This window comes from Devosia sp. LjRoot16, assembly GCF_964252795.1.
GTDB lineage: Bacteria > Pseudomonadota > Alphaproteobacteria > Rhizobiales > Devosiaceae > Devosia_A.
The window spans coordinates 462,109-484,192 of record NZ_CAXUPH020000002.1; the positions used below are offsets into that span (position 1 = coordinate 462,109).

At 66.1% G+C, this 22,084-nt stretch carries 22 protein-coding genes; 11 read left to right on the top strand and 11 right to left on the bottom strand.

Annotated features, from left to right (window positions below; all coding sequences use genetic code 11):
- Nucleotides 1–18: 18 nt before the first annotated feature.
- Complete coding sequence (locus ACSQ23_RS12680; RefSeq protein WP_436090840.1) at nt 19–597, bottom strand: TetR/AcrR family transcriptional regulator; 579 nt, start codon at nt 595–597, stop codon at nt 19–21.
- Between the two features lie 74 nt (nt 598–671).
- On the opposite strand from ACSQ23_RS12680, the gene ACSQ23_RS12685 reads away from it, so the two are divergent.
- Nucleotides 672–1,559, top strand: a complete 888-nt coding sequence (locus tag ACSQ23_RS12685; RefSeq protein ID WP_436090841.1) for an NAD(P)-dependent oxidoreductase — start codon at nt 672–674, stop codon at nt 1,557–1,559.
- On the opposite strand, the gene ACSQ23_RS12690 is transcribed toward ACSQ23_RS12685, so the two are convergent.
- Genes ACSQ23_RS12690 through ACSQ23_RS12700 form a run of 3 tightly spaced genes read right to left on the bottom strand, consistent with a single transcriptional unit; the run spans nt 1,556 to nt 6,497 of the window.
- Entirely contained in the window at nt 1,556–2,704 is a 1,149-nt protein-coding gene (locus tag ACSQ23_RS12690; protein ID WP_436090842.1) for an alanine racemase, read from the bottom strand. The genes ACSQ23_RS12685 and ACSQ23_RS12690 overlap by 4 nt on opposite strands.
- On the bottom strand, nt 2,701–4,437 hold the full coding sequence (locus ACSQ23_RS12695) for a hydantoinase B/oxoprolinase family protein (protein ID WP_436090843.1): 1,737 nt from the start codon (nt 4,435–4,437) through the stop codon (nt 2,701–2,703). The genes ACSQ23_RS12690 and ACSQ23_RS12695 overlap by 4 nt, the downstream gene beginning before the upstream one ends.
- Nucleotides 4,434–6,497, bottom strand: coding sequence for a hydantoinase/oxoprolinase family protein (locus tag ACSQ23_RS12700; protein WP_436090844.1), 2,064 nt, complete (start codon nt 6,495–6,497; stop codon nt 4,434–4,436). The genes ACSQ23_RS12695 and ACSQ23_RS12700 overlap by 4 nt, the downstream gene beginning before the upstream one ends.
- Before the next feature lie 97 nt (nt 6,498–6,594).
- Here ACSQ23_RS12700 and ACSQ23_RS12705 point away from each other — a divergent pair, with 97 nt between their 5' ends.
- From ACSQ23_RS12705 to ACSQ23_RS12715, 3 genes are all read left to right on the top strand, one after another.
- Nucleotides 6,595–7,488, top strand: coding sequence for a LysR family transcriptional regulator (locus ACSQ23_RS12705; protein ID WP_436090845.1), 894 nt, complete (start codon nt 6,595–6,597; stop codon nt 7,486–7,488).
- A 137-nt stretch (nt 7,489–7,625) separates the two neighbouring features.
- Nucleotides 7,626–8,504: a phytanoyl-CoA dioxygenase family protein gene (locus ACSQ23_RS12710; RefSeq protein ID WP_055878456.1), complete on the top strand. Its 879-nt coding sequence runs from the start codon at nt 7,626–7,628 to the stop codon at nt 8,502–8,504.
- Nucleotides 8,505–8,574: 70 nt separating this feature from the next.
- On the top strand, nt 8,575–9,576 hold the full coding sequence (locus tag ACSQ23_RS12715; RefSeq protein ID WP_436090846.1) for a bestrophin family protein: 1,002 nt from the start codon (nt 8,575–8,577) through the stop codon (nt 9,574–9,576).
- Here ACSQ23_RS12715 and ACSQ23_RS12720 read toward each other — a convergent pair.
- Both ACSQ23_RS12720 and ACSQ23_RS12725 read right to left on the bottom strand, forming a co-directional pair.
- Entirely contained in the window at nt 9,573–10,061 is a 489-nt protein-coding gene (locus tag ACSQ23_RS12720) for a DUF805 domain-containing protein (protein ID WP_436090847.1), read from the bottom strand. The genes ACSQ23_RS12715 and ACSQ23_RS12720 overlap by 4 nt on opposite strands.
- Nucleotides 10,062–10,204: 143 nt before the next feature.
- Nucleotides 10,205–11,827, bottom strand: coding sequence for an ABC-F family ATP-binding cassette domain-containing protein (locus ACSQ23_RS12725; RefSeq protein ID WP_055995719.1), 1,623 nt, complete (start codon nt 11,825–11,827; stop codon nt 10,205–10,207).
- 178 nt (nt 11,828–12,005) lie between these two features.
- Between ACSQ23_RS12725 and ACSQ23_RS12730 the strand changes: the two genes are divergently transcribed.
- Together ACSQ23_RS12730 and ACSQ23_RS12735 are read left to right on the top strand one after the other, a co-directional pair.
- A complete protein-coding gene (locus ACSQ23_RS12730) occupies nt 12,006–12,371 on the top strand; it encodes an ArsR/SmtB family transcription factor (protein WP_055995716.1) in 366 nt (121 codons plus the stop codon).
- A 1-nt stretch (nt 12,372) separates the two neighbouring features.
- Nucleotides 12,373–12,876 (top strand): SRPBCC family protein, encoded by a 504-nt coding sequence (locus ACSQ23_RS12735; RefSeq protein WP_055995713.1) that lies wholly within the window; start codon nt 12,373–12,375, stop codon nt 12,874–12,876.
- 183 nt (nt 12,877–13,059) lie between these two features.
- Here ACSQ23_RS12735 and ACSQ23_RS12740 read toward each other — a convergent pair whose 3' ends face one another.
- Nucleotides 13,060–14,265: a mandelate racemase/muconate lactonizing enzyme family protein gene (locus ACSQ23_RS12740; RefSeq protein WP_055995710.1), complete on the bottom strand. Its 1,206-nt coding sequence runs from the start codon at nt 14,263–14,265 to the stop codon at nt 13,060–13,062.
- A gap of 598 nt (nt 14,266–14,863) precedes the next feature.
- Here ACSQ23_RS12740 and motA point away from each other — a divergent pair.
- Nucleotides 14,864–15,724 (top strand): flagellar motor stator protein MotA, encoded by an 861-nt coding sequence (motA, locus tag ACSQ23_RS12745; protein ID WP_436090848.1) that lies wholly within the window; start codon nt 14,864–14,866, stop codon nt 15,722–15,724.
- Nucleotides 15,725–15,735: 11 nt separating this feature from the next.
- Complete coding sequence (locus ACSQ23_RS12750; protein WP_436090849.1) at nt 15,736–16,647, top strand: flagellar motor protein MotB; 912 nt, start codon at nt 15,736–15,738, stop codon at nt 16,645–16,647.
- Nucleotides 16,648–16,741: 94 nt separating this feature from the next.
- Here the strand turns inward: ACSQ23_RS12750 and ACSQ23_RS12755 are convergent, their stop codons facing one another.
- Both ACSQ23_RS12755 and ACSQ23_RS12760 read right to left on the bottom strand, forming a co-directional pair.
- A complete protein-coding gene (locus ACSQ23_RS12755) occupies nt 16,742–16,948 on the bottom strand; it encodes a cold-shock protein (protein ID WP_055878471.1) in 207 nt (68 codons plus the stop codon).
- 210 nt (nt 16,949–17,158) lie between these two features.
- Nucleotides 17,159–17,506, bottom strand: coding sequence for a hypothetical protein (locus tag ACSQ23_RS12760; protein ID WP_055878473.1), 348 nt, complete (start codon nt 17,504–17,506; stop codon nt 17,159–17,161).
- Between the two features lie 140 nt (nt 17,507–17,646).
- Here ACSQ23_RS12760 and ACSQ23_RS12765 point away from each other — a divergent pair, with 140 nt between their 5' ends.
- Entirely contained in the window at nt 17,647–18,813 is a 1,167-nt protein-coding gene (locus ACSQ23_RS12765) for an FG-GAP repeat domain-containing protein (RefSeq protein WP_436090850.1), read from the top strand.
- A gap of 64 nt (nt 18,814–18,877) precedes the next feature.
- On the opposite strand, the gene ACSQ23_RS12770 is transcribed toward ACSQ23_RS12765, so the two are convergent.
- The gene (locus ACSQ23_RS12770; protein ID WP_055878477.1) at nt 18,878–19,162 is read right to left on the bottom strand and encodes a hypothetical protein; all 285 of its coding nucleotides are present in this window, start codon (nt 19,160–19,162) and stop codon (nt 18,878–18,880) included.
- 131 nt (nt 19,163–19,293) lie between these two features.
- Between ACSQ23_RS12770 and ACSQ23_RS12775 the strand changes: the two genes are divergently transcribed.
- Nucleotides 19,294–20,715: an MATE family efflux transporter gene (locus ACSQ23_RS12775; protein ID WP_055878480.1), complete on the top strand. Its 1,422-nt coding sequence runs from the start codon at nt 19,294–19,296 to the stop codon at nt 20,713–20,715.
- 12 nt (nt 20,716–20,727) lie between these two features.
- The gene (locus tag ACSQ23_RS12780; RefSeq protein ID WP_055878481.1) at nt 20,728–21,204 is read left to right on the top strand and encodes a YbaK/EbsC family protein; all 477 of its coding nucleotides are present in this window, start codon (nt 20,728–20,730) and stop codon (nt 21,202–21,204) included.
- Nucleotides 21,205–21,225: 21 nt separating this feature from the next.
- Here the strand turns inward: ACSQ23_RS12780 and miaA are convergent, their stop codons facing one another.
- Nucleotides 21,226–22,080 (bottom strand): tRNA (adenosine(37)-N6)-dimethylallyltransferase MiaA, encoded by an 855-nt coding sequence (gene miaA / locus ACSQ23_RS12785; RefSeq protein WP_349236238.1) that lies wholly within the window; start codon nt 22,078–22,080, stop codon nt 21,226–21,228.
- Nucleotides 22,081–22,084 lie beyond the last annotated feature (4 nt).

A 22,084-nucleotide genomic window follows, 5' to 3' on the forward strand; every position in this document is an offset into this window, starting at 1 on the left:
CCGGATGCGTTGGCGTGATCAGCCCACGGGCCGTTCGACGGCGCGCTCGATCAGCGTAGTGAAGGCTCGAGTGGCCGCGTCGAGATCGACACGCCCGCCCTGCTGCTCACGGGCCATCGCCTCGGCGGCGCCGAGCAGCCCGATGCAGCACAAGCGAAGCTCATCGCCGGGGAGGTCCGTCAACGGCTGCAGTTCGCCTTGCATCACCTCGACATACTCGTCGCGCATCGCCAGCTGCTGCGCGGCCATCTCTTCGCTGCCCTGCAGAGCGGCCGAGAGGGCCGGCCCTTCTACTCCGGCGTCGACAAGGCAACCGAAATACGCCGAGCTCATCAGCGCCGCCAGGGCGGAGAGCGAGCGGGGAGCGGCGGCCAGTGCCTCGCGCAAAGCGTCGACATAGGCGCGCTCGAGCCGCTCGTAGAGGGCCAGCAGAAGGCCGGGCCGCGTGCCGAAATGCTCGTAGGTCACCGGCCTGCTGACATCGGCCCGCAGCGCCAACGAGACCAGCGTCAGCGCATCGGCACCCTCCTCTCGAACGATCCTCAGGGCGACGTCGAGCAGTTGCTGGCGACGATCCTCCTTGCTCAGGCGTGCCATCCCCACTTGCCTCTCGAGTTAACCTACATTATGTAACTTACGTATTGTAGTTTTCTGGCGACGGAGCGTCAAGAATGAGCGATGTGAGTGTCATTGGCGTGGGCGATATGGGCAGCGCGATTGCACGGACCCTGCTTGCAGCGGGCCTGGCTGTGACGGTGTGGAACCGCAGTGACGCCAAGGTGAGGCCGCTGGTCGAGCGGGGAGCAACGGCCGCCGTCTCTGCTCGTGCGGCCATCGAGGCGAGCCCGGCTGCGCTGCTCTGCGTGAGCGACTACCCTGCAACGATGGCGCTGCTCGAGGGCACGACGCGTGCCCTCCACGGCAGGCTCATCGTCCAGTTCGCTTCGGGAACACCGGCGCAGGCCCGAGCTTTGGAGACCAAGATTCGCCAGGCGGGAGGGCGGTATCTCGACGGCGCTATCGGCGCCTGGCCACGGCAGGTCGGCTCACCCGATGCTTCATTCACCCTCGCCGGCAACGCCGACGATTTTGCAGCGGCGCGTCCGCTGCTCGACCTGATGGGCGGCCAGCTAGCGCATGTCGGGCCAGATGTCGGCCACGCCAAAGCCTACGCCAACGCGGGATTGGCCTACTTCGCTGGGCATTGGATCGGCTTTGCCCAGGGTGCCGCGGTACTAGAGACCGAAGGTCTCGATCCGGCGATGCTTGGCGACACGCTGGCGAGCATGGGGCCGATCCTCGCGACCGATATGCAACGCATGGGGCGTGCCATAGCCGCAGAAGCGTTTGACGAGGCAGAGAGCACGGTAAAGACCATAGCCGGAGACCTGCGCTGGCTCGCTGAACTCGCCGACGCTACCGGCGCGGAGGCCGAGTTTGCGCGACTTGCTGCCGCTCTGTTCGCGCGCGCTCGGGATCTTGGGTTAGGCGACAAGCAGCATAGTGCGATCATCAAGGTGCTGCGGGGACGCCTTGCCGCGCCCGTTCCGCCCTCTTAATCCGACAACCCGCGCGCCTCGATCGGCCAGATCGCTTCCAACCTCTCTCCACGCACCACGTGGATGAAGTCGTGGAGGTTGGCCGTCGGGTCGCAATGCGGCACGGTGCATTCGAGCCGAGCGCCAGCAGGGGGTGGGGCGATGCCGTCGTAGGTCTTCACCCGGCCGAACTCGTCGCCGGCCCAGGCGATGGTGCCGATCTCGACGCCATCGCGATAGACGCGCGGTGGCGGGCCATCGACGGCGAAGCTCTTTGAACCGCCATCGACGATCGCCTCGCCATTGGCGCTGTGGCCGATGACGCTGACGACTACCAACATGGCGAAATCGAATACCGGCTCGCCAGTGCCGTGGAAATCCACCGGGCGGTAGCCTTCGTCCATCAGCACGTAGGAGCCGGCCTGCACTTCGGTGAGGATGCCATCCGAGAAATCCAGGAGGTGGCTGCCGGTGCCACCACCACTGACGATCGCCGGCGCCAGCCCGGCGGCGCGAAGGCCGACGAGGATGGGCGTGAGCCGCGCGTTGGCGAGGTCGTTGGCAGCGCGGCGCTCCTGGTGATCGAAGACGTGCTGCACCTTTCCGGCATAGGCCTGCACTCCGGCATAGACGAGCCCAGTCTCGGTGGTAATGGCGCGAGCCAGGGAAACCGCCTCCTCCGCCTCGGTCACCCCGGTGCGGCCGAGCCCGGTGTCGCAATCGACCAGCACCGCGACATGCGTGCCGGCGGCGCGGGCCGACGCCCCGAACGCCGCGACCAGCTCCAGTCGGTCGACCACCACGATCAGCTCAAGCCCACGTGCCGCGGCGGCGGTCAACCGGTCGATCTTCAACCGGCTCGACACCGGCGCAGTCAGCATCAGTTTCGTCAGCCCGGCCTCGAACAGGGCCAGCAGCTCGCCCGGCTTGGCGCAGGCAATGCCCAGCGCGCCGGCCGCTATCTGGCGTTCGGCGATCGCTGCGCATTTGTGCGATTTGGCGTGCGGGCGCAGTCCCATGCCGGTGAGCCGGGCCAGTTGCGCCAGGCGATCGAGGCTCGTCTCGAAGCGATCGGCATCGAGCAACAGCGCCGGCGTTTCGAGCCGGGCCCGGCTGCCCGGCTGTCCGAGCAACGCTTCGTTGAGACCGGCGACCCCGCGTTTCATCGCACCACTCCGGCGCGACGGGCGGCGCGGAGGCTTTGCGTGGCGCCGAGGTCGAGCCCGAGATCGTCGCCGATGACGACGCCGTAGTCGCGCGCCGCGCCATCGATGCTGACCTTCTCGGCCACCACATCGGCGAGCACCCGCTCGGGTTCGCGTTCGAGCGCGTCGCCATAGCCTCCGCCGCCTGCCCCGACGAGGCGGAATACGTCGCCGGCGGCAGCGGCGAAGCCACGCATCGGCATGGTGGGCAGCAGTTTCTCGCTGCCATCGGCGGCGATATGCACATGCGCCGACGGTCCACCGGTGCCGCCGCCTTCCAGCCCGTAGGGCGGGTGGTCGCGGCGATCGCCGCGCAGGTTGAAACCGGTGGGCTGCAGGAACCTGAACTCGCGGGTGAAGGCGAGGCCGCCGCGATGGCGCCCTGCCCCGCCGGAATCGGTGACGAAGCCGTAGCGCAGCACCTCGACCGGCATCTCGGCCTCGATCATCTCGATCGGTTGGTTGGAGAGGTTGGCCGCCGGGTTGGAGATCCCCTCGATGCCGTCACGATCGGCACGCGCCCCCCAGGTGCCCACCAGCATCTCGTTGAGCACATATTGTCGGCCTTGGTACGTGCCGCCCGCTGCCATCAGGAACGGCCCGCCTTCCGAGCCGGCAATGGCGCGTTCGGGCACCACCTGGGCCAGTGCCTGCATGATGGTGTCGAACACCCGATAGCCGACGACGCCACGCGCCCCACAGGCGGCCGGGTAGACCGGGTTGAGCAGGCACCCCTCGGGCGCCCGGACGGTGATCGGCTTCAGGTAGCCATCGCAATTTGGGATATCGCGGCGCGACAGACAGCGGATCGCAGTGAAGGCGGCGGACTCGGGGAGCGAAATCGGGCAGTTGATGCTCGCCGCCACCTGGCTCGAGGTGCCCTCGAAGTCGATGTCGATGCTGTCATCCATGACGGTCACGGTGGCCCGGATGCGGATCGGCTCGGGCGCCTCGCCGATGCCGTCGAGGTAATCCTCGCCGACATAGACGCCGTTGGGCAGCTCGCGGATGGTGTCGCGCATCATCTGTTCGGCATGCGCGTGCAACGCCTCGACATAGAGCGCCAGCTCGGCGGCGCCATAGCGCTCGACCAGTTGCAGCAGGCCGCGCTCGGCGGTGGTGCAGGCAGCAATTTGCGCCCGCAAATCGCCCAGCACCTCCACCGGCTGGCGGGTGTTGGACTGGATCAGCTCGAACAGCGTCGCATTGGGCTCGCCCGCGGCGTAGAGCTTCAGCAGCGGCAGCCGCAGCCCCTCCTGCTGGATCTCGGTGGCATAGATCGCAACGCTCCCGGGCACGATGCCGCCGAGATCGGTATGGTGGGCGACGGTCGCCGCATAGCCGGCGAGCGCCGTCCCCTGAAAAATCGGCTTGATCACGTAGATATCGGGGAGGTGCTGGCCACCGGCGCTGTAGGGGTCGTTGGTGATCAGCACGTCGCCGGGGCTCAGGTCGGCACCGAACTTTTCTTCGATGAAGCGCATGACGCGCGGGAACGAGCAGAGCTGGATCGGCAGTGTCAGTCCCTGGGCGATCACCCGTCCCTGGGGGTCGCAGAGCGCCGTCGAGTAATCCATGATGTCGCGCACTACGGGGGAATAGGCGCTGCGCATGACGATCAGCGCCATTTCGTCGGCGATCGAAGCCAGGCCGTTGCGGATGACCTCGAGGGTGATGGGATCGACGCGGCTCATGGTTGGCTGACCTCGATTTCGATGTTGCCGGCCGCATCGAGCCGAGCGGACGCATTTGGCGGGATCACGCAGGTGCAGTCGTAATCCTCGATGATGAAGGGCCCGGGCCGCAGGCTCAAGCCCAGCGCCTCGCGGCCGATCACCGGGGTCATTACCGGCGTGGCGCCGAAGGCCACCAGCCGGTCGCGTCGTTCGAATGCCGGAGCCGGCGCATAGCGCACGATCTCCGAGGCGACAGGTACACGCACGGTAAGGCGAAGGTTCACCAGCTGCACCGGATCGGCGCTGGAGCGGTGGCCATAGGTGCGCTCGTGCTCGGTGTGGAAGCCCTCGACCAGGTCAGCGACCTCGCCGGTTCGGTCGGCAATGTTCAACTCATAGGCCTGGCCGAAATAGCGGAGATCGGCGCTGTAGCGGAACTCGGCGCTGGCGGCATCGTAACCATCGGCAGCGAGCGCCGCCCGGGCCCGGATACTCAACTCGGCCTTCAGGTCGGCCAGCATCGCGGGGCTGATCGCCACGGTGTCGGCCAGCAGCGGCTGCACGAACTCCTGCTCCACATCGGAGCGCAGCAGCCCCGAACCACTGAACACGCCGGCGGCCACCGGCACGATAATGTGGCGGATGCCGAGCGCCGCGGCGATATCGGCAGCGACCACCGGGCCATTGCCGCCGAAGGCGACGAGGCTGAAATCGCGCGGGTCGCGACCGCGATAGGTGGAAACGGCTTTCACCGCCCGGGTCATGGTCGAAACCGCAAGCGTCAGCACGCCCCGCGCAGTGGTCAGCAGATCCTGGCCAAGTGGCTCGGCGATCTGGGTGCGGAGCGCGTTGCGCGCCCCCTCGGCATCGACGGCGATGCTGCCACCGGCGAGCGTCGTGTCGTTGATGTAGCCGAGCGTGACGAACACGTCGGTCAGGGTGGCGCGCGTACCGCCGCGGCCATAGGCGACCGGACCCGGCATGGCGCCGGCGCTTTCCGGCCCGACGGTGACGCGCCCTTGCCGGTCCAGCACCACAAGGCTGCCGCCGCCGGCGCCGATCTCCGACACGTCGATGAACGGCATCTTGATCGGATAACCGCCGCCCTTCACCAGTCTGCTGGAGAGGTTGATGCCGGCGCCCACTTCGTACTCGTCGGTGCGAGCCGCTTCGCCGTTCTCGATCAGCGCGGCCTTGGCGGTAGTGCCGCCCATGTCGAACGAAATGATGTTGGCCCCCCGCCCCTCGCCGCGCACCAGCCGGGCGCAGGCGATGACGCCGGCGGCCGGGCCCGATTCGACCAGCGAGGCGGCGCGCTTCACCGATGCGGCGAGCCGCATGATGCCGCCGCCCGAATGCATCATCTCGATCGGCGCGGTGACACCGATGGCGGCGAGCCGGCCGGCCAGCGCATCGGCATAGGAACGGATCACCGGACCGACATAGGCGTTCACCACCGCGGTCGAAGTGCGCTCATACTCGCGGATCTCGGGCAGGATTTCCGAGCCGCGAGTGATGTAGACGCTGTCGCCGAGTTCCTCACGCAGGATCGCCTCGGTGCGGATCTCGTGCTCCGGGTTGGCATAGGCGTGCAGGTAGCTGATCGCCACCGACTCGATGCCCGCGGCGCGGAAGCGCTGGCCGGCGTTACGGACCTCGGCCTCATCAAGCGGCACGCGAACCGTACCGTCGGGCCTCATCCGCTCGCTGATCTCGAGCCGGCGCTGGCGCGGCACCAGCGGCGGCGGCTTGTCATATTGCAGGTCGTAAAGCACCGGGATGCGCAAGCGCCGCAGCTCCAGCACGTCGCGAAAACCGCGGGTGGTAACAAGCCCGGTGCGGGCGCCCTTGAACTCGAGGATGGTGTTGGTGGCAACGGTGGTGGCGTGGACGATCGCGGAGATCTCGGCCGGCACGATGCCGAGCTCGCCGATCAGTGTCGCGAGCCCATCAGCAATGCCGCGACTGTAATCGTCCGGCGTCGACGCCACCTTGCGGATCGACACCGTGCCGGCGGCGTCGACCAAGGCGATGTCGGTGAAGGTGCCGCCGATATCGATGCCAACGTGATAGGCCAAGGCTGATCTCCGTCTCGAACAGTGGACGAAGTCTAGTCAGGTGCGAGCGATCAGTTCCAATTGATAGTTGGCGCCAGATTGATAGGCTTTGCCTATCATGCGTCTGACCCTCGCCCAGATTGAAACCTTCTACTGGATCAGCCGGCTGGGCAGCTTTCACGCCGCGGCGCGGCAGCTCAACGTCACGCAGCCATCGGTCTCCGGTCGCATCCGCGAGCTCGAACTGGAACTGGGGACGGCGCTGTTCGACCGTTGGGGCGGGCGGGCCCGACTGACTGAAGCGGGCCGAGCCATCCAGAACCAGGCCGAACAGATGCTGACGCTGGCGCGCGAGATCCATGACGAGGCCGGGTCGGGAAAGCTCCGCGGGCTGCTGCGGCTCGGCGTGGTGGAGACGGTGGCGCACCTGGCGCTGCCTGGGCTGATCGGGGCGCTGAAGCTGCGGCGGCCACAACTGCGGGTCGAGCTGGCAGTCGACGTGGGCGCCGCTTTGATCCGGCAGCTCGAAGAGCGCCAGCTCGACGTGGTGATCAGCAACGACAGCACCAACGTGGAAGGCGCCATATCGCGGGCGCTGGGGCAGATCGACCTGGCGTGGGTGGGCCCGGTGGGTCATCGGCTGGCCGGCCAGGTGCTGCATCCGGCGGACCTCAGAGACGAGGCGATCTTCACGCAGCCGGCGCAATCGACCATCGGACGGACCATCCGTGCCTGGTTCGATACCGGCCGGGAGGCACCTAAATCGCTGAGCGTCTGCAACTCGCTGTCGGTGATCTCTGAACTGGTGGCGGCAGGCCTCGGCTTCGCAGTGATCACCCCGGCACTGCTCAGTCCAGAACTCGCCGCGAGGGTAGTGCGTTACGCTGCGGCGCCACCTATCGAGGCGCGAACGCTGTCGGTGGCGGCGCTTCGCGAGACCTGGTCGGAGGATGTCGAGTTCATCGCCGAGTTCGTGGCGGAGGCGTTTCAACAGGGGCGGAGCCAGCGATAGCCAAACGCTGCGGATGGTAAGCACGCATCAGCTGCTATCCGACGAATGGCAGGGCTCCACTCGCCGCAAAATCCGTGCTTAACATACTACCATACCGCGCCCGCGGACTGAGCTGTCACATCCCGTAGGAACATCCCATGCCTCACAAACTCCAGGTGCTCACTCCAGAGCAGGCGCAGCACTTTGTCGAAAAGGGCTATGTGCTCGTCAAAGGCTGCCTCGATCCGGAGCTGGCCAGGAAATGGACGGCTGAGGCGTACACGCGGCTGGGTTATGACCCGGTCGACCGCTCGACCTGGAAGAAGGACATCGTCTGGATGGACCGCAACAACATTGCGGCGATCAAGGATATCTCGCCCAGGGCCTGGGGGGCGCTTTGTGACGTGACCGGCGGCGAAGACCGCATCGATCACAAGGTGATGGAGATCGAGTCGCAGCACTTCACCACCATCGATTCCACCGAGTGGTCGGATGCCTTCATCGTCAACTTCCGCCGCGGCGCCGACAAGCCGTGGATGAAGCCCTCGCCGGAAGCCGGCGGCTGGCACAAGGATGGCAGCTTCTTCCGCCACTTCCTCGATAGCCGCGAACAGGGCCTGTTGACCGTCGTCTACTGGTCCAATGTCGGCCACAAGGGCGGCGGCACCTTCATTGCGCCCGACTCGATCAAGCACGTGGCGCGCTACCTGGCCGACCATCCGGAGGGGGTCGATCCGTCCTTCGACTTCGGCCACCTGATCGACAAGTGCGAGGAGTTCGTCGAAGTCACCGGCGAGGTCGGCGACTTCATCATCCTCCACCCCTACATGCTGCACGCTTCGTCGAACAACCATTCGCCCAATGTGCGCTTCATGACCAACCCGCCGGTGGTGCTGAAGGACCCGATGAACTTCAACCGCGACGACCCGGCCGAGTTCTCGCTGATCGAACGTGCGACGCTGCACGGCCTCGGGCTCGACCGCTACGACTTCCGCCCCACCGGCCCGCGCGACGAGCAGTGGAAGGTGATCGGCTAAGCGCCTCGCCAGCGGCGCTTCCATTTCGCGCGTGCAATAATGGCGGCTTCGAATCTCGGAGTCGCCGCTGATGCATGTCGGACGTTCCTACCGGTTGCTGGATTTCGCGGTCTGGTCGCGGCGCGGTGCGCTCTATGTCCTGATCGTCAGCCTCGTGGCGGTGGCGGCCTACAGCCTGCCGCCGCTGGCCGGGTTCTCCATCCCCTGGCCGATCGTCGCGGTGCTCGGCACCAGCGTGGCGCTGGTCGCCGGGTTCAAGAACGGCCAGGTGCTGCAGCGCAGCTCCGATGCGTTGCAGGCCTTCGCCCAGATCGCCGCGATCAGCCGGCTGCTGGCGACGCTGAGCTGCGATTTCCTCGACAAGGAGGCGGCGCGCCGGGTGATCCTCCGCCACCTCGCCTGGTTGACGGCGCTGCGCTACTCGCTGCGCCGGCCAATGCCATGGGAGACGGTGAGCCAGGGTGCCAACCGGGCGTTCCGGCGGCGCTACTACCAGATCCAGGAAGATCTCACGACGCTGCCACAGGCGCTGGCGCCGTTGCTCGGCGCGGAGGCGGATGCCATCGCGGCCCGGCCGCAGCCGGCGCTGGCGCTGCTGCAGCTGCAGGGCGAAGAAATCAACGCGTTGCTGAAGCAAAGCGCTGTCCCGACGCAGGTCTATTCCGAGCTGATGAAGCTCCTGCGTGATTGTCACGACCAGCAGGCGCGCTGCGATCGGATCAAGAACACGCCCTACCCCCGGCAATATGCCGTGGTCAGCGCCATCTTCGTCGTCATCTTCGCAACGCTCCTGCCATTCGGCGTGGTGCCGACCTTCGCAGCCATGGGCGGCTCCGACGGCGTGCTGGGTACGGTGATGCTGTGGCTGAGCGTGCCGTTCAGCGTGCTGATCGGCTGGATGTACTTTGCGCTCGACCTCGTCGGCGAGAGCACCTCGAACCCGTTCGAGGGCAATGCCAACGACGTGCCGATCTCACAGATCAGCCGCGACCTCGAGATCGAACTGAGGGCCCGGCTCGGCGACACAGAGCTGCCAGCAGCGCTGCCGCCGGTGCACGGGATCGCGACCTAGCTTTCCGAACTTGGCGACCAGGGGCCGCGGGCGCGTCGGCGGGCGTCCATGTCGGCGACAAACGCCTGCGCCCGGCTGAGCGGGACGGCCTTGGCGCGGGGCGCCCACGTGCTGGTCTCGCGCGGGTCGTCGCCGTACGCGTTGGCGCCATAGCCGTCGGGCCCGAAGCACATCAGCACCAGCAGCCAGATGCCGCCGATGAACGGCACCAGGCTGATCCAGTACCACCAGCCGGAGCGCCCGCTGTCATGCAGCCGCCGCACCGTCACGGTGATGTTCGGCACGACGTGGATGAAGACGCAGAACAGCGTCAGCGGCCCCAGGCCACTGACGCCCGGCCGAAAGTACCCGAGCATGGCAATGTCGACATAGAGCGCGCCGAACAGCAGGAGCAGCGAGACCAGCGTATACACCCAGTATTGGGTCCGCGAAGAGCGCCCTGTGAACTCGAAGTACCGCAGCATCGTGTCGAAATAGCCGAACATCTGGAAATTGCCCCTGCCCTCGCAAAGCAAAGCTAGAGCAAGACGATCAACATCCGATTTTGGCGAAGCATCGCAATTTAGCGACCTTGGTCGCCATGAGATCGCCTCGTCTTCCCGTCTCCGCTCAGAGGAGAGGGGCCGCTCTAGCCCCGGAGGCCCGGTGCTTCCTGGCCGGTGCGCGCCACATATTCGGTGTAGCCACCGCCATAGGCGTGGACGCCCTCGGGCGTCAGCTCCAGCACGCGGTTGCTGAGCGCGGCGAGGAAGTGGCGGTCGTGCGAGACGAACAGCATCGTCCCCTCATACTGCGACAATGCCTCGATCAGCATTTCCTTTGTCGCGATATCCAGGTGGTTGGTCGGCTCGTCGAGCACCAGGAAGTTCGGGGAGTCGAACAGGAGCTTGGCCATCACCAGGCGGGCTTTCTCGCCGCCTGACAGCACCCGGCACCTCTTCTCGATCTCGTCGCCGGAAAAGCCGAAGCAACCGGCCAGCGCCCGCAGCGCCGCCTGCCCAGCCTGCGGAAAACTGTCCTCGAGCGACTGGAACACCGTGCGGTCGCCATCGAGCAGGTCCATGGCGTGCTGCGCGAAATAGCCGAGCTTGACGCTGGGCCCGACATTGATCGAGCCGTTATCCGGCTCGGTGCTGCCCGCCACCAGCTTCAGCAGCGTCGATTTGCCGGCGCCGTTGACGCCCATGATGCACCAGCGCTCCTTGCGCCGGACATGGAAATCCAGCCCCTCGTAGATCGAGCGGCTGCCATAGGCTTTGTCGACGCCCTTCAGCAGCACCACGTCCTCGCCGGAGCGCGCCGGCGGACGGAACTCGAAGTTTACGGTCTGGCGGCGCTTGGGCGGCTCCACCTTGTCGATCTTGTCGAGCTTCTTGACCCGGCTCTGCACCTGCGCGGCGTGGCTGGCGCGCGCCTTGAAGCGCTCGATGAAGGCGATCTCCTTGGCCAGCATCGCCTGCTGGCGCTCGAACTGCGCCTGCATCTGCTTGTCCGAAAGGGCGCGCTGCTGCTGGTAATACTCGTAGTCGCCGGAATATGCGGTGAGCGAACCGCCGTCGATTTCGACGATCTTGTTGACGATGCGGTTCATGAAGGCGCGGTCGTGCGAGGTCATCAGCACCCCGCCCTCGTAGCGCTTCAGGAAATCCTCGAGCCAGATCAGGCTTTCGATATCAAGGTGGTTGGATGGCTCGTCGAGCAGCAGGGCATCGGGCCGCATCAACAGGATCTTGCCGAGCGCCACGCGCATCTTCCAGCCGCCTGACAGCGCACCGACGTCGCCGTCCATCATCTCCTGGCTGAAGCCAAGCCCGTGCAGCACTTCGCGCGCCCGCGCATCGAGGCTGTAGCCATCCAACTCCTGGAACTGGCCCTGCACCTCGCCATAGCGGGTGATGATCTCGTCCATCTCGTCGGCGCGATCCGGGTCGGCCATCGCCGCCTCGAGCTCGCTCATCTCGGCAATCAGCGCGCCGGCGGGCCCCGCGCCCTCCATTACTTCGGCAACCGCCGGACGACCGGCCATGTCGCCGACATCCTGGCTGAAATAGCCGATGGTGACGCCGCGATCGACCGCTACCTGCCCCTCGTCCGGCTGCTCTTCGCCGGTGATCATCCGGAACAACGTGGTCTTGCCGGCGCCGTTCGGGCCGACCAGCCCGACCTTTTCGCCACGCTGCAGCGCAGCGGAGGCTTCGATGAAGACGATCTGCTTGCCGTTCTGCTTGGAAATGTTCTCGAGGCGGATCATGCGGTTACGGGGCCCTGCTGAAGTGTCGGGCCTCTGCTGAGTGATCGCGGCCGCGGGTTGTTGCGTGGCGTAAAGCACCAGCCGGCCCGCGACGCAAGCGCGGCGGCGTCACAGGTGCCCTGCGTCACCGGCGCAGCAGGGCTTTACATTATTTGCTCTATGACGTAATTACGTTGTCATGCAAATACAAGATCCACTCACCGCCACCTTCGCCGCCCTTGCCGACCCCACGCGTCGCGCCATGCTGGCGCGGCTGACCCAGGGGCCAGCCACGGTCAACGAGCTGGCCGAACCCTTCGCGCTCACCCTCCCCACCGTGTCGCGGCATCTCAAGGTGCTCGAGCAGGCCGGGCTGATCAGCAAGCAGCGCTCGGCGCAATCGCGGCCCTGCACGCTGGAGATCGCGCCGCTGGTCGAAGCCGACGCCTGGATGGCGCAATACCGCGAGTTCTTCACCACCCGCTTCGACCGGCTCGACACGCAGCTCAAGGCCATGATGGCCGCCCGCGCCGATGCCGCAAAAGCCTCCAAGGGAGACCAGTGACATGCCTGCCAGCTATGCCCTCGATCGTGGAATCGCTCTGCAACGCACCTTCGCCGCGCCGGCCAGCGTGGTGTTCGAAGCCTGGACCGACCCGGCCTATCTCGACTGGTACTTCAACCCCGACCAGCACACCGATCAGCCAGCGACGGTCGACCTCAGGGTCGGCGGCCAATGGCGCCAGGAAATGGTGGAGACCCCCGAGAAGCGGTACTTCACCGGCGGCGTCTATCGCGAGATCGTGCCGGGCAAGAAGCTGGCGTTCTACTGGGGCGCCGTCGGCGGCTGGCCTGAACTCGACCTCGACAATCTCGACGAGAGCCCGCTGGTCACCATCCAGCTGACCCCCTATGGGGCGCAGACCCTGATGGATTTCCACGTGCAGTTCCCGGACCAGTACACCCCTGAAAGGGTCGACTGGTGGATGAACTGCGGCATGGTCGTCGGCTGGAACATGACCATCGACCGGCTCGTCGCGGTGTACGAGGCGGCGCGTCGCGCCGGGTAGTCTGGGTCTTGGCAAGCCGCTGCCGCCGGTGGCTGCCGCCCCCCACCCCTGTCCCCTCCCCTCGAGGGGGAGGGAGACCAAAACACCGGCACCTCAGCAGGCGTCTCCCTCCCCCTTGCGGGGAGGGGACAGGGGTGGGGGACAGCCCGCACCTGCGCTGGAGCTTCTGCCCCTCGTTGTACCTCAGTCGAAGAAGTTCTCGTCGCCCTCTTCGAGGTACTTCCTGGCTTCCTTGGCGATTAGGTTGACGCCGAGGCCCGGACGATCCGGCACGTCGATCAGCCCGCCCTTCACCGGCATGCCCTCAAAGCCCTCGGTGATGTCGTACCAGAACGGTTCGAACCGGGCCGGGTACTCGAAGGCGATCAGGTTGTCCGGCATGGTGGCGCAGACCTGGATCAGCGCGGCGAGCCCAAGAATGCCGTTGGCGGTGCCGTGTGGCGCGATGGCGATACCGTGGAGGTCCGCGTGCTCGGCGACCCACTTGATCTCGGCGAGGCCGCCGACGTCGCAGGGATCGGGGCCAATGACGTTCACCGCGTGGCTCTCGATCAGCTGCTTATAGTGCTGGCGCAGATAGATCTGCTCGCCGGTGTGGATCGGCGTCGTGGTGTGGTGCGTCACGTCCTTGTAGACGTCAGGGTTGACGTAGGGCGAGTAGTCGCCGGTCACCGTGTCTTCGATCCAGAGCAGGTGCAGGTGTTCGACCGCCTTGGCGAGGCGCAGCGCATCGAGCGGCATGAAGCCCGGGCCGGCATCGACGGCGGTATTGTAGCCCTTGCCCAGCGTCTCGCGGGCCGAGGTGATGCAGGCGACGAGGTGGTCGAAGCCTTCCTTGGTCATCGTGCCCTTGTGCGGGTACGGGAACGGCGCATCCTCCTGCACTTCGCCGTAGAAGAAATCCGGGAAGTCGCGCACCATCGACGAGTGGTAGGCGCTCGGCAGCTTGAACAGGGTGAACTCGCCCTTCAGCGACTTGCCGTACTCGGCCCAGCGCTTGTAGCCCTCGGGCGTGTGCTCGGCGCCGCCGGGCACCTCGGCCTGGTACAGCGTGCGATAGGTGCGGACCTGGTCGCGCACCTTGCCGCCGAGCAGGCGGTAGGCCGGAGCGTTGGCCGCCTTGCCGGCAATGTCCCACAGCGCATGCTCGATAGCCGAGACCGCCGAGCCGAACGGCTTGAAGCCACCGCGCACCCGGATGCGGCGCATGACGCGCTCGACGTCGCGCGGGTCCTGCCCGACGATCCAATCCTTCAGCTGCAGCACCTGCGGCTTGACGTAGGGTTTGGGGGTCTCGATCTGGCTCCAGCCGGTGATGCCCTCATCGGTGGTGATGCGGATCACCGGGCTCGAGGCAATGATCGCGCATTTCAGGTCTGTAATCTTCAACGGGAAGCTCCTCAAAATCCCTACCATACCAGTATGGCAGCTATGCCGCATTCCCGCGCGGATTTGAATGCTCCTAATGGGGCATTTTCGAAATTGTCGGTGCGGGAGGTCGCTTCGGCGCTTCACGCCGTTCTATTCACCGGCCGTCATCCCGGCGAACGAACGCCGGGACCCACTGCTCGATGGTCGGGCATACGCGAACCGCCCCGGTCCGTCACAGCAAGGTCGGAAAGCTCCGCGCGGGGCGAACGTCCTGCGCACTGGGTCCCGACTTTCGTCGGGATGACGGCCGGTGTTGGGGGCAACGCTTTGGTGGCTTACTGAACCAGGAAGCTTGCGGAACCAACGCCTCACTCTGCCCGTCTTTCCGCGCCTCGCCATTAGCTGAACCTTAACCGCGGCATAGCAGATTGGCGGCTGAACGACGCGCCGGTGAAAGGCGCCGAAAAGACTAGGTTTCCGCGCGGTTTCGCGCGGAGTTCGAGAAGCAGACAGGAGTCGCTTCGAACATAGAAGGCAGCTGGATCGGACCGCGCCGATCGCTCGCCTCAGGTTCGCAGGACCCTTGTCCCTGATTTAGTAGCGCGGGTCCTGTTTTATGCGTCTCATCATCGGCATTGTCGTAATCTTTGCCAGCGTCATCGGCGGCTATGTCGCCATGGGCGGGCATCTCGAAGTGCTGATCCAGCCCTTCGAGGCGCTGATCATCCTGGGTGCGGCGTTCGGCGCCTACATTATCGGCAATACCGGGCCGGTGCTGAAGCAGACGGCCAGCATCTTCGGCATCCTGTTCCGCGGTCCGCGCTACGACAAGGCCGCCTATGTCGAGCTGCTCGGACTGCAGTTCACGCTGTTCAAGCTGGTACAGGCCAAGGGCGTGCTGGCGCTCGAGCCGCATATCGAGGATCCCGCCAACTCATCGCTGTTCCAGCGCTTCCCGACCTTCGCCGGCAACCACGACGCCGTCGAGTTCATGTGCGATTACCTGCGCATGGTCACCCTCGGCAGCAACGTCGCCTACGAGATGGAGTCGTTGATGGATGAGGAACTGGAGACGCATCACCAGGAGCGCGAGCGCCTGGTGTCCGCGGTGCAGGCGCTGGCCGACGGCACGCCGGCGCTCGGCATCGTCGCGGCGGTGCTCGGCGTGATCAAGACCATGGGGTCGATCAGCGAGCCGCCGGAAGTGCTCGGCCACATGATCGGCGGCGCGCTGGTCGGAACCTTTCTCGGCGTGTTCGTCGCCTATGGCTTCTTCGGACCGATGGCGCAGTCGCTGCGCAACATCTTCGAGGCGGAGTCGAAGTACTTCCTGTCGATGAAGGTTGGCCTCCTGGCGCAGATGTCGGGCTATGCCCCGGCCATCGCCGTCGAGTTCGCGCGCAAGGCGCTGATGTCGGAAGTGCGGCCGACCTTCGCCGAGATCGACGAAGCCACCGCCAACCTGCCGGCATCGTGAGGATCTGAGTCATGGCACGGAACGACCAGACCATCATCATCAAGCGGGTCAAGCGGGCCGCCCATGCCCACCATGGCGGCGCCTGGAAGATCGCCTACGCCGACTTCGTGACGGCCATGATGGCGTTCTTCCTGCTGCTGTGGCTGATCAGCATGACGACGCCGGAGCAGAAGAAGGGCCTCGCCGACTATTTCGCGCCGCCCAATGTCAGCGAGAACACCAGCGGCGCCGGCGGCGTCATGGGTGGCCTCGCCTTTGCCGAGGATGGCGCCAAGATCGCCGTCGAATCCAACAAGGACGCGCTGACCGCGCCGGAGAGCAGCGAAGCCGGCCCGAAGATGGAATCGCGTGGCGGTGTGGCCGAGATCGGCGGCAGCGACTACGACGCGATCCGCGCTTCGACGGTGACGCTCGAATCCCGTTACAATGCCGACTATCACGCGGCAGCCGCCAGCATTCGTCAGGCTTGGCAGGCCCTGCCCGACATCACCAAGATCGCCGATAACCTCTTGGTGCGCGAGACCGAGAACGGGCTCGACATCGAGATCATGGACCAGGAAGGCCGGCCGATGTTCCCCGAGGGGTCGAAATACCCCTACGAGTCGACTCGCCAAGCCATCGCCTCACTCGCGCCGATCCTGCAGAAGCTGTCGAACCAGATCACCATCTCGGGCCATACCGCCGCCGGCGCGGTCTACGACAACCCACGCTATGGCGCCTGGGATCTCTCGAGCGACCGCGCCAACGCGGTTCGCGCTATCCTCGGCGAGTTCGGCCTGTCCGACGATCGCATTCGGGCAGTGAACGGCAGCGCCACGTCGGAGCCGCTGTTTCCCAACGATCCGTACCTTGCCGGCAACGGCCGGGTGCAGATCACGGTGCGCTACGAGGCGCCGCCGGTTCCAGCCGGCTTGAAGCCGTAAGCTCTGGGAAAGTCGACCAACAAAAAAGGCCCCGTGAGGGGCCTTTTCCGTCGTTGCGCCGCCAGGACAAGTCCCTCAGCGCCACGGGGCGTTCTTAGAGCGCCTTGAGGTTCGTCGCCGAAACCTTGCCGTCACGGCCCTTTTCGAGCTCGTAGCTCACCTTCTGGCCTTCGGCGAGGCCGGACAGGCCCGAACGCTCGACGGCAGAGATGTGGACGAAAGCGTCCTTCGAACCATCGTCCGGCTGAATGAAGCCGAAGCCCTTGGTGGTGTTGAAGAACTTAACGGTGCCTTCGATCATGATGGCCCCCTTTCAATTGTCGTGCGCAGGATCTTCCCGCTTTGCACGCGTTCCTCGTTCGGCGACATGCCGACCGGGTCTAAACGTTCACAATATCAAGAGGTAGCCAATTAGACCGCAAGCGGCCCGAGCTGGTAGCGCCAGATGGAAGCGAAACGTGCCCGGTTATATCTGCCACCATTGCGCCTTAATCAAGGCCGACCGCGACGATTACCGGTATGGCGCCAGATCGACCTCGTCGACCACGCGCTCAAAGCTCTCGAGTTCGCTGCGCACGCGGTAGAGCAACGGGCCGCTTTCGTGCGGCAGCAGCGCCACCACCTGGCAGACCGCCGCCGACCGCGCGATGTCGCGCGAGCCGCGCGCCATGGTCAATCGTTGCCCGACATGGAAGCGGTGCACCGCATTCGGTGTGATGGGCTGCGCCGGCTGACGATGGAACTCGGCGGCCGGCCTGTCGGAATGACGATCGACCCCCGACGCACCGGCGCGCGGTTTGGCCTTGCCGGCACCAAGCCGACGCGTCACCGGCACGGCGATGCTCTTGAAGGTATTCACTGTGGTCCTGGGGTACGAGTCCGGCGCCACGAACGCGACGCCGGTATCACTCCGGCCTGAGCCTCGAGCCGACCCTAGCACAATCGGCCCTGCGGCGACAGGCGCTTGTCCCGGGACGCCTCAGCCAATACCGTCGACCAATGGATCAGCTCTGCGCCCTGATCGCCGCCATCAGCTTCGGCCTCTGCTCGCCGGACACCGCCACGCCGTATTTCATCGAGGTGTCGGCAGAGGCGTTGCCGCCCAAGAGTGGTTCTCCCAACGCGATGGGCGCGACCGCCGCCGACCTCGATGGCGACGGCGATGCCGACCTCGCCATTGCCATCGAGCACGGCGGCAACCGCGTGCTGCTCAATGACGACACCGGGCGGTTCAGCGAGGCTCCACTCGGAGGCCCCGGCGGCGACCACGAGGACGTCGCCATCGCCGACTATGACGGGGATGGCGACCCCGACCTGGTGTTCATCGGCGAGGATGATCAGGTGGTGGGTTATCACCTCAACGACGGCGCCGCCGGCTTCACCGATGTATCGGACCGACTGCCCGACCGCGCCACTTCCAACACAGTGGTCGCCGTGGATGTCGACGGCGACGCCGATGCCGATCTCGTCACCGCCAACGCCGGTCCGGATTTCGTCTGGATCAACGATGGCGCCGGCAGGTTCGTTGACGAGAGCGCAGCCCGCCTGCCCCAGTACGGCGACATCAGCCAGGATATTGCGGTCGGCGACGTCGATGGCGACGGAGACGCCGACCTGGTTTTCGGCAACGAGGAGCAGAACCGGCTCTACCTGAACGACGGCGCCGGCCATTTCGCCGATGCGCCGCTGCCGTTGCGAGCGACGCCCGAGGAGACGCGGGACGCCGATCTGAGCGATGTGGATGGCGACGGCGACCTCGACCTCTATTTCGCCAATGTCCGCATCTTCAACGCCGACCGCGACCAGCAGGATCGGCTGCTGCTCAATGACGGCCGCGGCCGCTTCACCGACGTGACCGCCACGCATCTCGAGCCCGATGACGAACTTACCACGGCGGTCGCCTTCATCGACTACGACCGCGATGGGGACGTGGACCTGATCCGCGGCCGAATGGGTGACCTCATGGCAAAGCGCTCGGACTTTCCGCCGCTAGCTTTCGCCAACGATGGTGCCGGCCATTTCACCGCCGCGCCGGATGTCGTACCGCCTATTGCCGGCGCCAATGCATTCGATATCGAGCTTGCCGATTTCAACGGCGATGGCCGGCCCGATTTGTTCGTCGCCAGCCGGGGCGGAGCGGACCGGCTGCTGATCGGGCTCAAATGACCGGACGCAAATGAAAATGGCCCGACGGTTTCCCGTCGGGCCATTGTTCAAATCGCTTGCCGTGTCAGCCGTTCGGCGAGCACGGAGCGAGATAGCGGCGACCGTTGCGGTCTTCCCAGACGCACTTGGACGGGTCATCGCGATAGCGGCCGATGAGCTCGCCGGCCACGGCACCACTGATGCCGCCAACCGTTGCACCAACCAGCGCACCGCCGACAGTACCGGTCGTCACGCCACCGATCACGGCCCCGGCAATCGCGCCGGTACTGGCCGTCTTCTCGGTGGTGGAGCACGCCGTGAGCGTCATCGCCCCGGCCAGAACGACGGCGATGGATAGAAGTTTACGCATGAATACCCTCCGGGAGGTTTTGTTAAGACGCGAGCCCTGCACGACAATGCACCGGCTCCGGATAGGTTCCGCATGAACTTGAGGCAAATCGTTGGCTGAGGTAAGGGTCCCACGCGATTGGGATTACCATTATGAATGAGCCGACAACGGTGCCGGTATCCGGCATCGATGCTTCAACGCCGTCCAATGGCTGGGCAACAGAGCTTCGTGCAAGCTTTGCGCTGGCCTGGCCGTTGATCGTCGCGCAGCTGGCGCAGAACCTGCTGTTCACCACCGACGTGGTGCTGATGGGCTGGCTCGGCCCGAAATATCTTGCGGCCGGCACGCTGGCCGGCGCCTTCCTCATGCCGTTCCAGTTGACCGGCATCGGCATCGTCGGCGCCGTCGCGCCGCTGGTGGCACAGGCGCGTGGCCGCGGTGATACCAAGGCAGTGCGCCGCATCGTCCGCCAGGGCTTCTGGGTGGCGATCCTTGTTGCCACGCTGCTGGTGCCGATCGTCCTTAACATTCGCCCGATCTACCTCGCCATCGGCCAGGACCCGGAGGTCACGACGCTGGCCGAGAGCTACATGTTTGCCGGCTTCTGGATGCTCTACCCGGCGCTCGGCATCATGGTGGTGCGCTCGTTCCTCTCGGCCTTTGCCGCGACCCGGGTGATCCTCGTCGTCACGGTCATCGGCGTGCTGGTCAACGGCTTGCTCGCCTACACGCTGATCTTCGGCCATTTCGGCTTCCCGCGCCTCGAGTTGCGCGGCGCCGCCATCGCCACCGGCCTCGTCAACGTGGTGATGTTCCTTGCCCTGCTCGGCTATGTGGTGACGCACCGGAAGCTGAAGCGCTTCCATATTCTGGTGCGGTTCTTCAAGCCGGACTGGCCGCGCTTCCGTGAAATCCTCAAGGTCGGGCTGCCGATCGGGCTGACCGTCGCAGCCGAAGTCGGGCTGTTCTCGGTTGCCGCTATCCTGATGGGCCGGCTCGGCACCAACGAGACCGCCGCCCACGCCGTGGCGCTGCAACTGGCCTCGACCGCGTTCATGGTGCCGCTCGGCCTTGGCATGGCCGCCACGGTGCGCGTCGGCCTCGCTTACGGCCGCGGCGACAGCGAGGGCGTGCGCCTTGCCGGCTGGACGGCTATCGTCATGGGCACGGGGTTCATGGCGCTGACCGCGGCGCTCTTCCTCGCCGTGCCGCATGCGCTGGTCACCATCTTCCTCGACAGCTCCGACCCCGCCAATGCGAGCGCGCTGATGCTCGCCGCCACCTATCTCGGCATTGCCGGCATCTTCCAGCTGGTCGATGGCGCGCAGGTGGTCGCGGCCCATTCGCTGCGTGGCCTCTCCGACACCCGCACCCCGATGCTGCTGGCCATATTCGGCTACTGGTTCGTCGGCCTGCCGACCGCCTACGTGCTCGGCTTTGTCTTCGACATGCGCGGTGTCGGCGTCTGGCTGGGCCTTGCCACCGGCCTGGCGTTCGTGGCGACATTGCTGGTCAGCCGCTTCGCCTTGCGCGGGCGGCTGGGCCTGATGAAGAAGCTCGTCGTACCTGCTTAGGATCCTCGCCCAATGCCCCCGCTAAAAGCCGCCGAACAGCGCGTCGCCGACGCCCTTGCCAGCCACGCCCTGCCGGCACAGGTGATCGTGCTCGAGCAACTGGCTACCACCGCCCAGATGGCGGCGGATGCGCTCGGCGTCGAGGTCGGACGGATCGTCAAGTCGCTGCTGTTCAAGGGCAAGGACAGCGGCAAGCCGTACCTGCTGCTGGTCTCGGGCAGCAACCGGGTGCACGAGAAGCGCGCCGGACAGCGCATCGGCGAGGTGCTGGAGCGGCCGGATGCGGATTTCGTCAAGCTCCACACCGGCTTCTCGATCGGCGGCGTCTCGCCCTACGGGCACCCTCTGCCGCTGACCACCTATCTCGATGACGCGCTCTACAATTACGGCACGGTCTGGGCGGCGGCCGGCGACCCGCGCTCGGTGTTCGAGATCACCGCTGCCGACCTCGAGCGCACCACCGGCGCGACGCGCATCGACGTTACCTGACACAACGTTTGCTGAGGCGGTCTAAGAAGTAATCCAGTTCCAGTCGGCCATGCGGTTGCGGAACCAGGTGCGCTGGCGCTTGGCGTATTGCCGGGTGGCGATGACGGCGCGCTCGATGGCCTGATTCTCTTCGAGCTCCCCCGCCAGCATCGCCGTGATTTCCGGCACGCCGATCGCCTTCATCGCCGGCAGGCTGGGATCGAGTGTCAGCGCCAGCAGCGCCTCGACCTCCTCCACTGCACCGCCTGAGAACATGGTCTCGAAGCGGCGGGCGATGCGCTGGCGCAGCACTTCGCGGTCGGGGTTGAGCACCAGGCGCTCGAGCGCGAACCCCTCGAGCAGCCCCTGCTGTGCTTCGTCCTGATAGCTGGCGAGCGAGCGGCCGGTGGCATTCAGCACGGCGAGCGCCCGGATCACCCGCTGCGGGTCCGGCGCCCTGAGGCGGCTCGCAACGAGGGGATCGCGCGCCGCAATCAGCCGGCCGCGGCCCTCCCGGTCCAGCCCCTCGACCTCGGCCTCGGCAGCCGCCAGTGCGGCCGCCGGCACCTCCGGGACGTCGGCAAAGCCGGTGGTGAGCACATCGAAGTAGAGGCCCGTCCCACCGACGAAGATCAGCGGCCGATCGGCCTCTGTTTCGATCACCACGGCCGCCGCGCGGGCCCATTCGCCGGTCGAAAAGCGCACGGATGGATGCACCGTGCCGTAGAGCCGGTGCGGCACGCCGGCCATTTCGATTTCGGATGGACGGGCGGTCAGCAGCTGCAGCACGTCATAGACCTGCAACGCGTCGGTGTTGACGATCACCCCGCCCTGCTGGCGCGCCAGGTCGAGCGCCAGCGCCGACTTGCCGCTGGCAGTCGGACCCGCTATCAACACCGCT

Coding starts and splice junctions, on each gene's coding strand:
- ACSQ23_RS12685 (WP_436090841.1), top strand. CDS start 672: ATGAGCGATGTGAGTGTCATTGGCGTGGGCGATATGGGCAGCGCGATT.
- ACSQ23_RS12780 (WP_055878481.1), top strand. CDS start 20,728: ATGCCCCCGCTAAAAGCCGCCGAACAGCGCGTCGCCGACGCCCTTGCC.
- ACSQ23_RS12705 (WP_436090845.1), top strand. CDS start 6,595: ATGCGTCTGACCCTCGCCCAGATTGAAACCTTCTACTGGATCAGCCGG.
- motA (WP_436090848.1), top strand. CDS start 14,864: ATGCGTCTCATCATCGGCATTGTCGTAATCTTTGCCAGCGTCATCGGC.
- ACSQ23_RS12765 (WP_436090850.1), top strand. CDS start 17,647: ATGGATCAGCTCTGCGCCCTGATCGCCGCCATCAGCTTCGGCCTCTGC.
- ACSQ23_RS12725 (WP_055995719.1), bottom strand. CDS start 11,827: ATGATCCGCCTCGAGAACATTTCCAAGCAGAACGGCAAGCAGATCGTC.
- ACSQ23_RS12695 (WP_436090843.1), bottom strand. CDS start 4,437: ATGAGCCGCGTCGATCCCATCACCCTCGAGGTCATCCGCAACGGCCTG.
- ACSQ23_RS12710 (WP_055878456.1), top strand. CDS start 7,626: ATGCCTCACAAACTCCAGGTGCTCACTCCAGAGCAGGCGCAGCACTTT.
- ACSQ23_RS12770 (WP_055878477.1), bottom strand. CDS start 19,162: ATGCGTAAACTTCTATCCATCGCCGTCGTTCTGGCCGGGGCGATGACG.
- ACSQ23_RS12680 (WP_436090840.1), bottom strand. CDS start 597: ATGGCACGCCTGAGCAAGGAGGATCGTCGCCAGCAACTGCTCGACGTC.
- ACSQ23_RS12715 (WP_436090846.1), top strand. CDS start 8,575: ATGCATGTCGGACGTTCCTACCGGTTGCTGGATTTCGCGGTCTGGTCG.
- ACSQ23_RS12755 (WP_055878471.1), bottom strand. CDS start 16,948: ATGATCGAAGGCACCGTTAAGTTCTTCAACACCACCAAGGGCTTCGGC.
- ACSQ23_RS12720 (WP_436090847.1), bottom strand. CDS start 10,061: ATGTTCGGCTATTTCGACACGATGCTGCGGTACTTCGAGTTCACAGGG.
- ACSQ23_RS12690 (WP_436090842.1), bottom strand. CDS start 2,704: ATGAAACGCGGGGTCGCCGGTCTCAACGAAGCGTTGCTCGGACAGCCG.
- ACSQ23_RS12735 (WP_055995713.1), top strand. CDS start 12,373: ATGCCTGCCAGCTATGCCCTCGATCGTGGAATCGCTCTGCAACGCACC.
- ACSQ23_RS12750 (WP_436090849.1), top strand. CDS start 15,736: ATGGCACGGAACGACCAGACCATCATCATCAAGCGGGTCAAGCGGGCC.
- ACSQ23_RS12730 (WP_055995716.1), top strand. CDS start 12,006: ATGCAAATACAAGATCCACTCACCGCCACCTTCGCCGCCCTTGCCGAC.
- ACSQ23_RS12775 (WP_055878480.1), top strand. CDS start 19,294: ATGAATGAGCCGACAACGGTGCCGGTATCCGGCATCGATGCTTCAACG.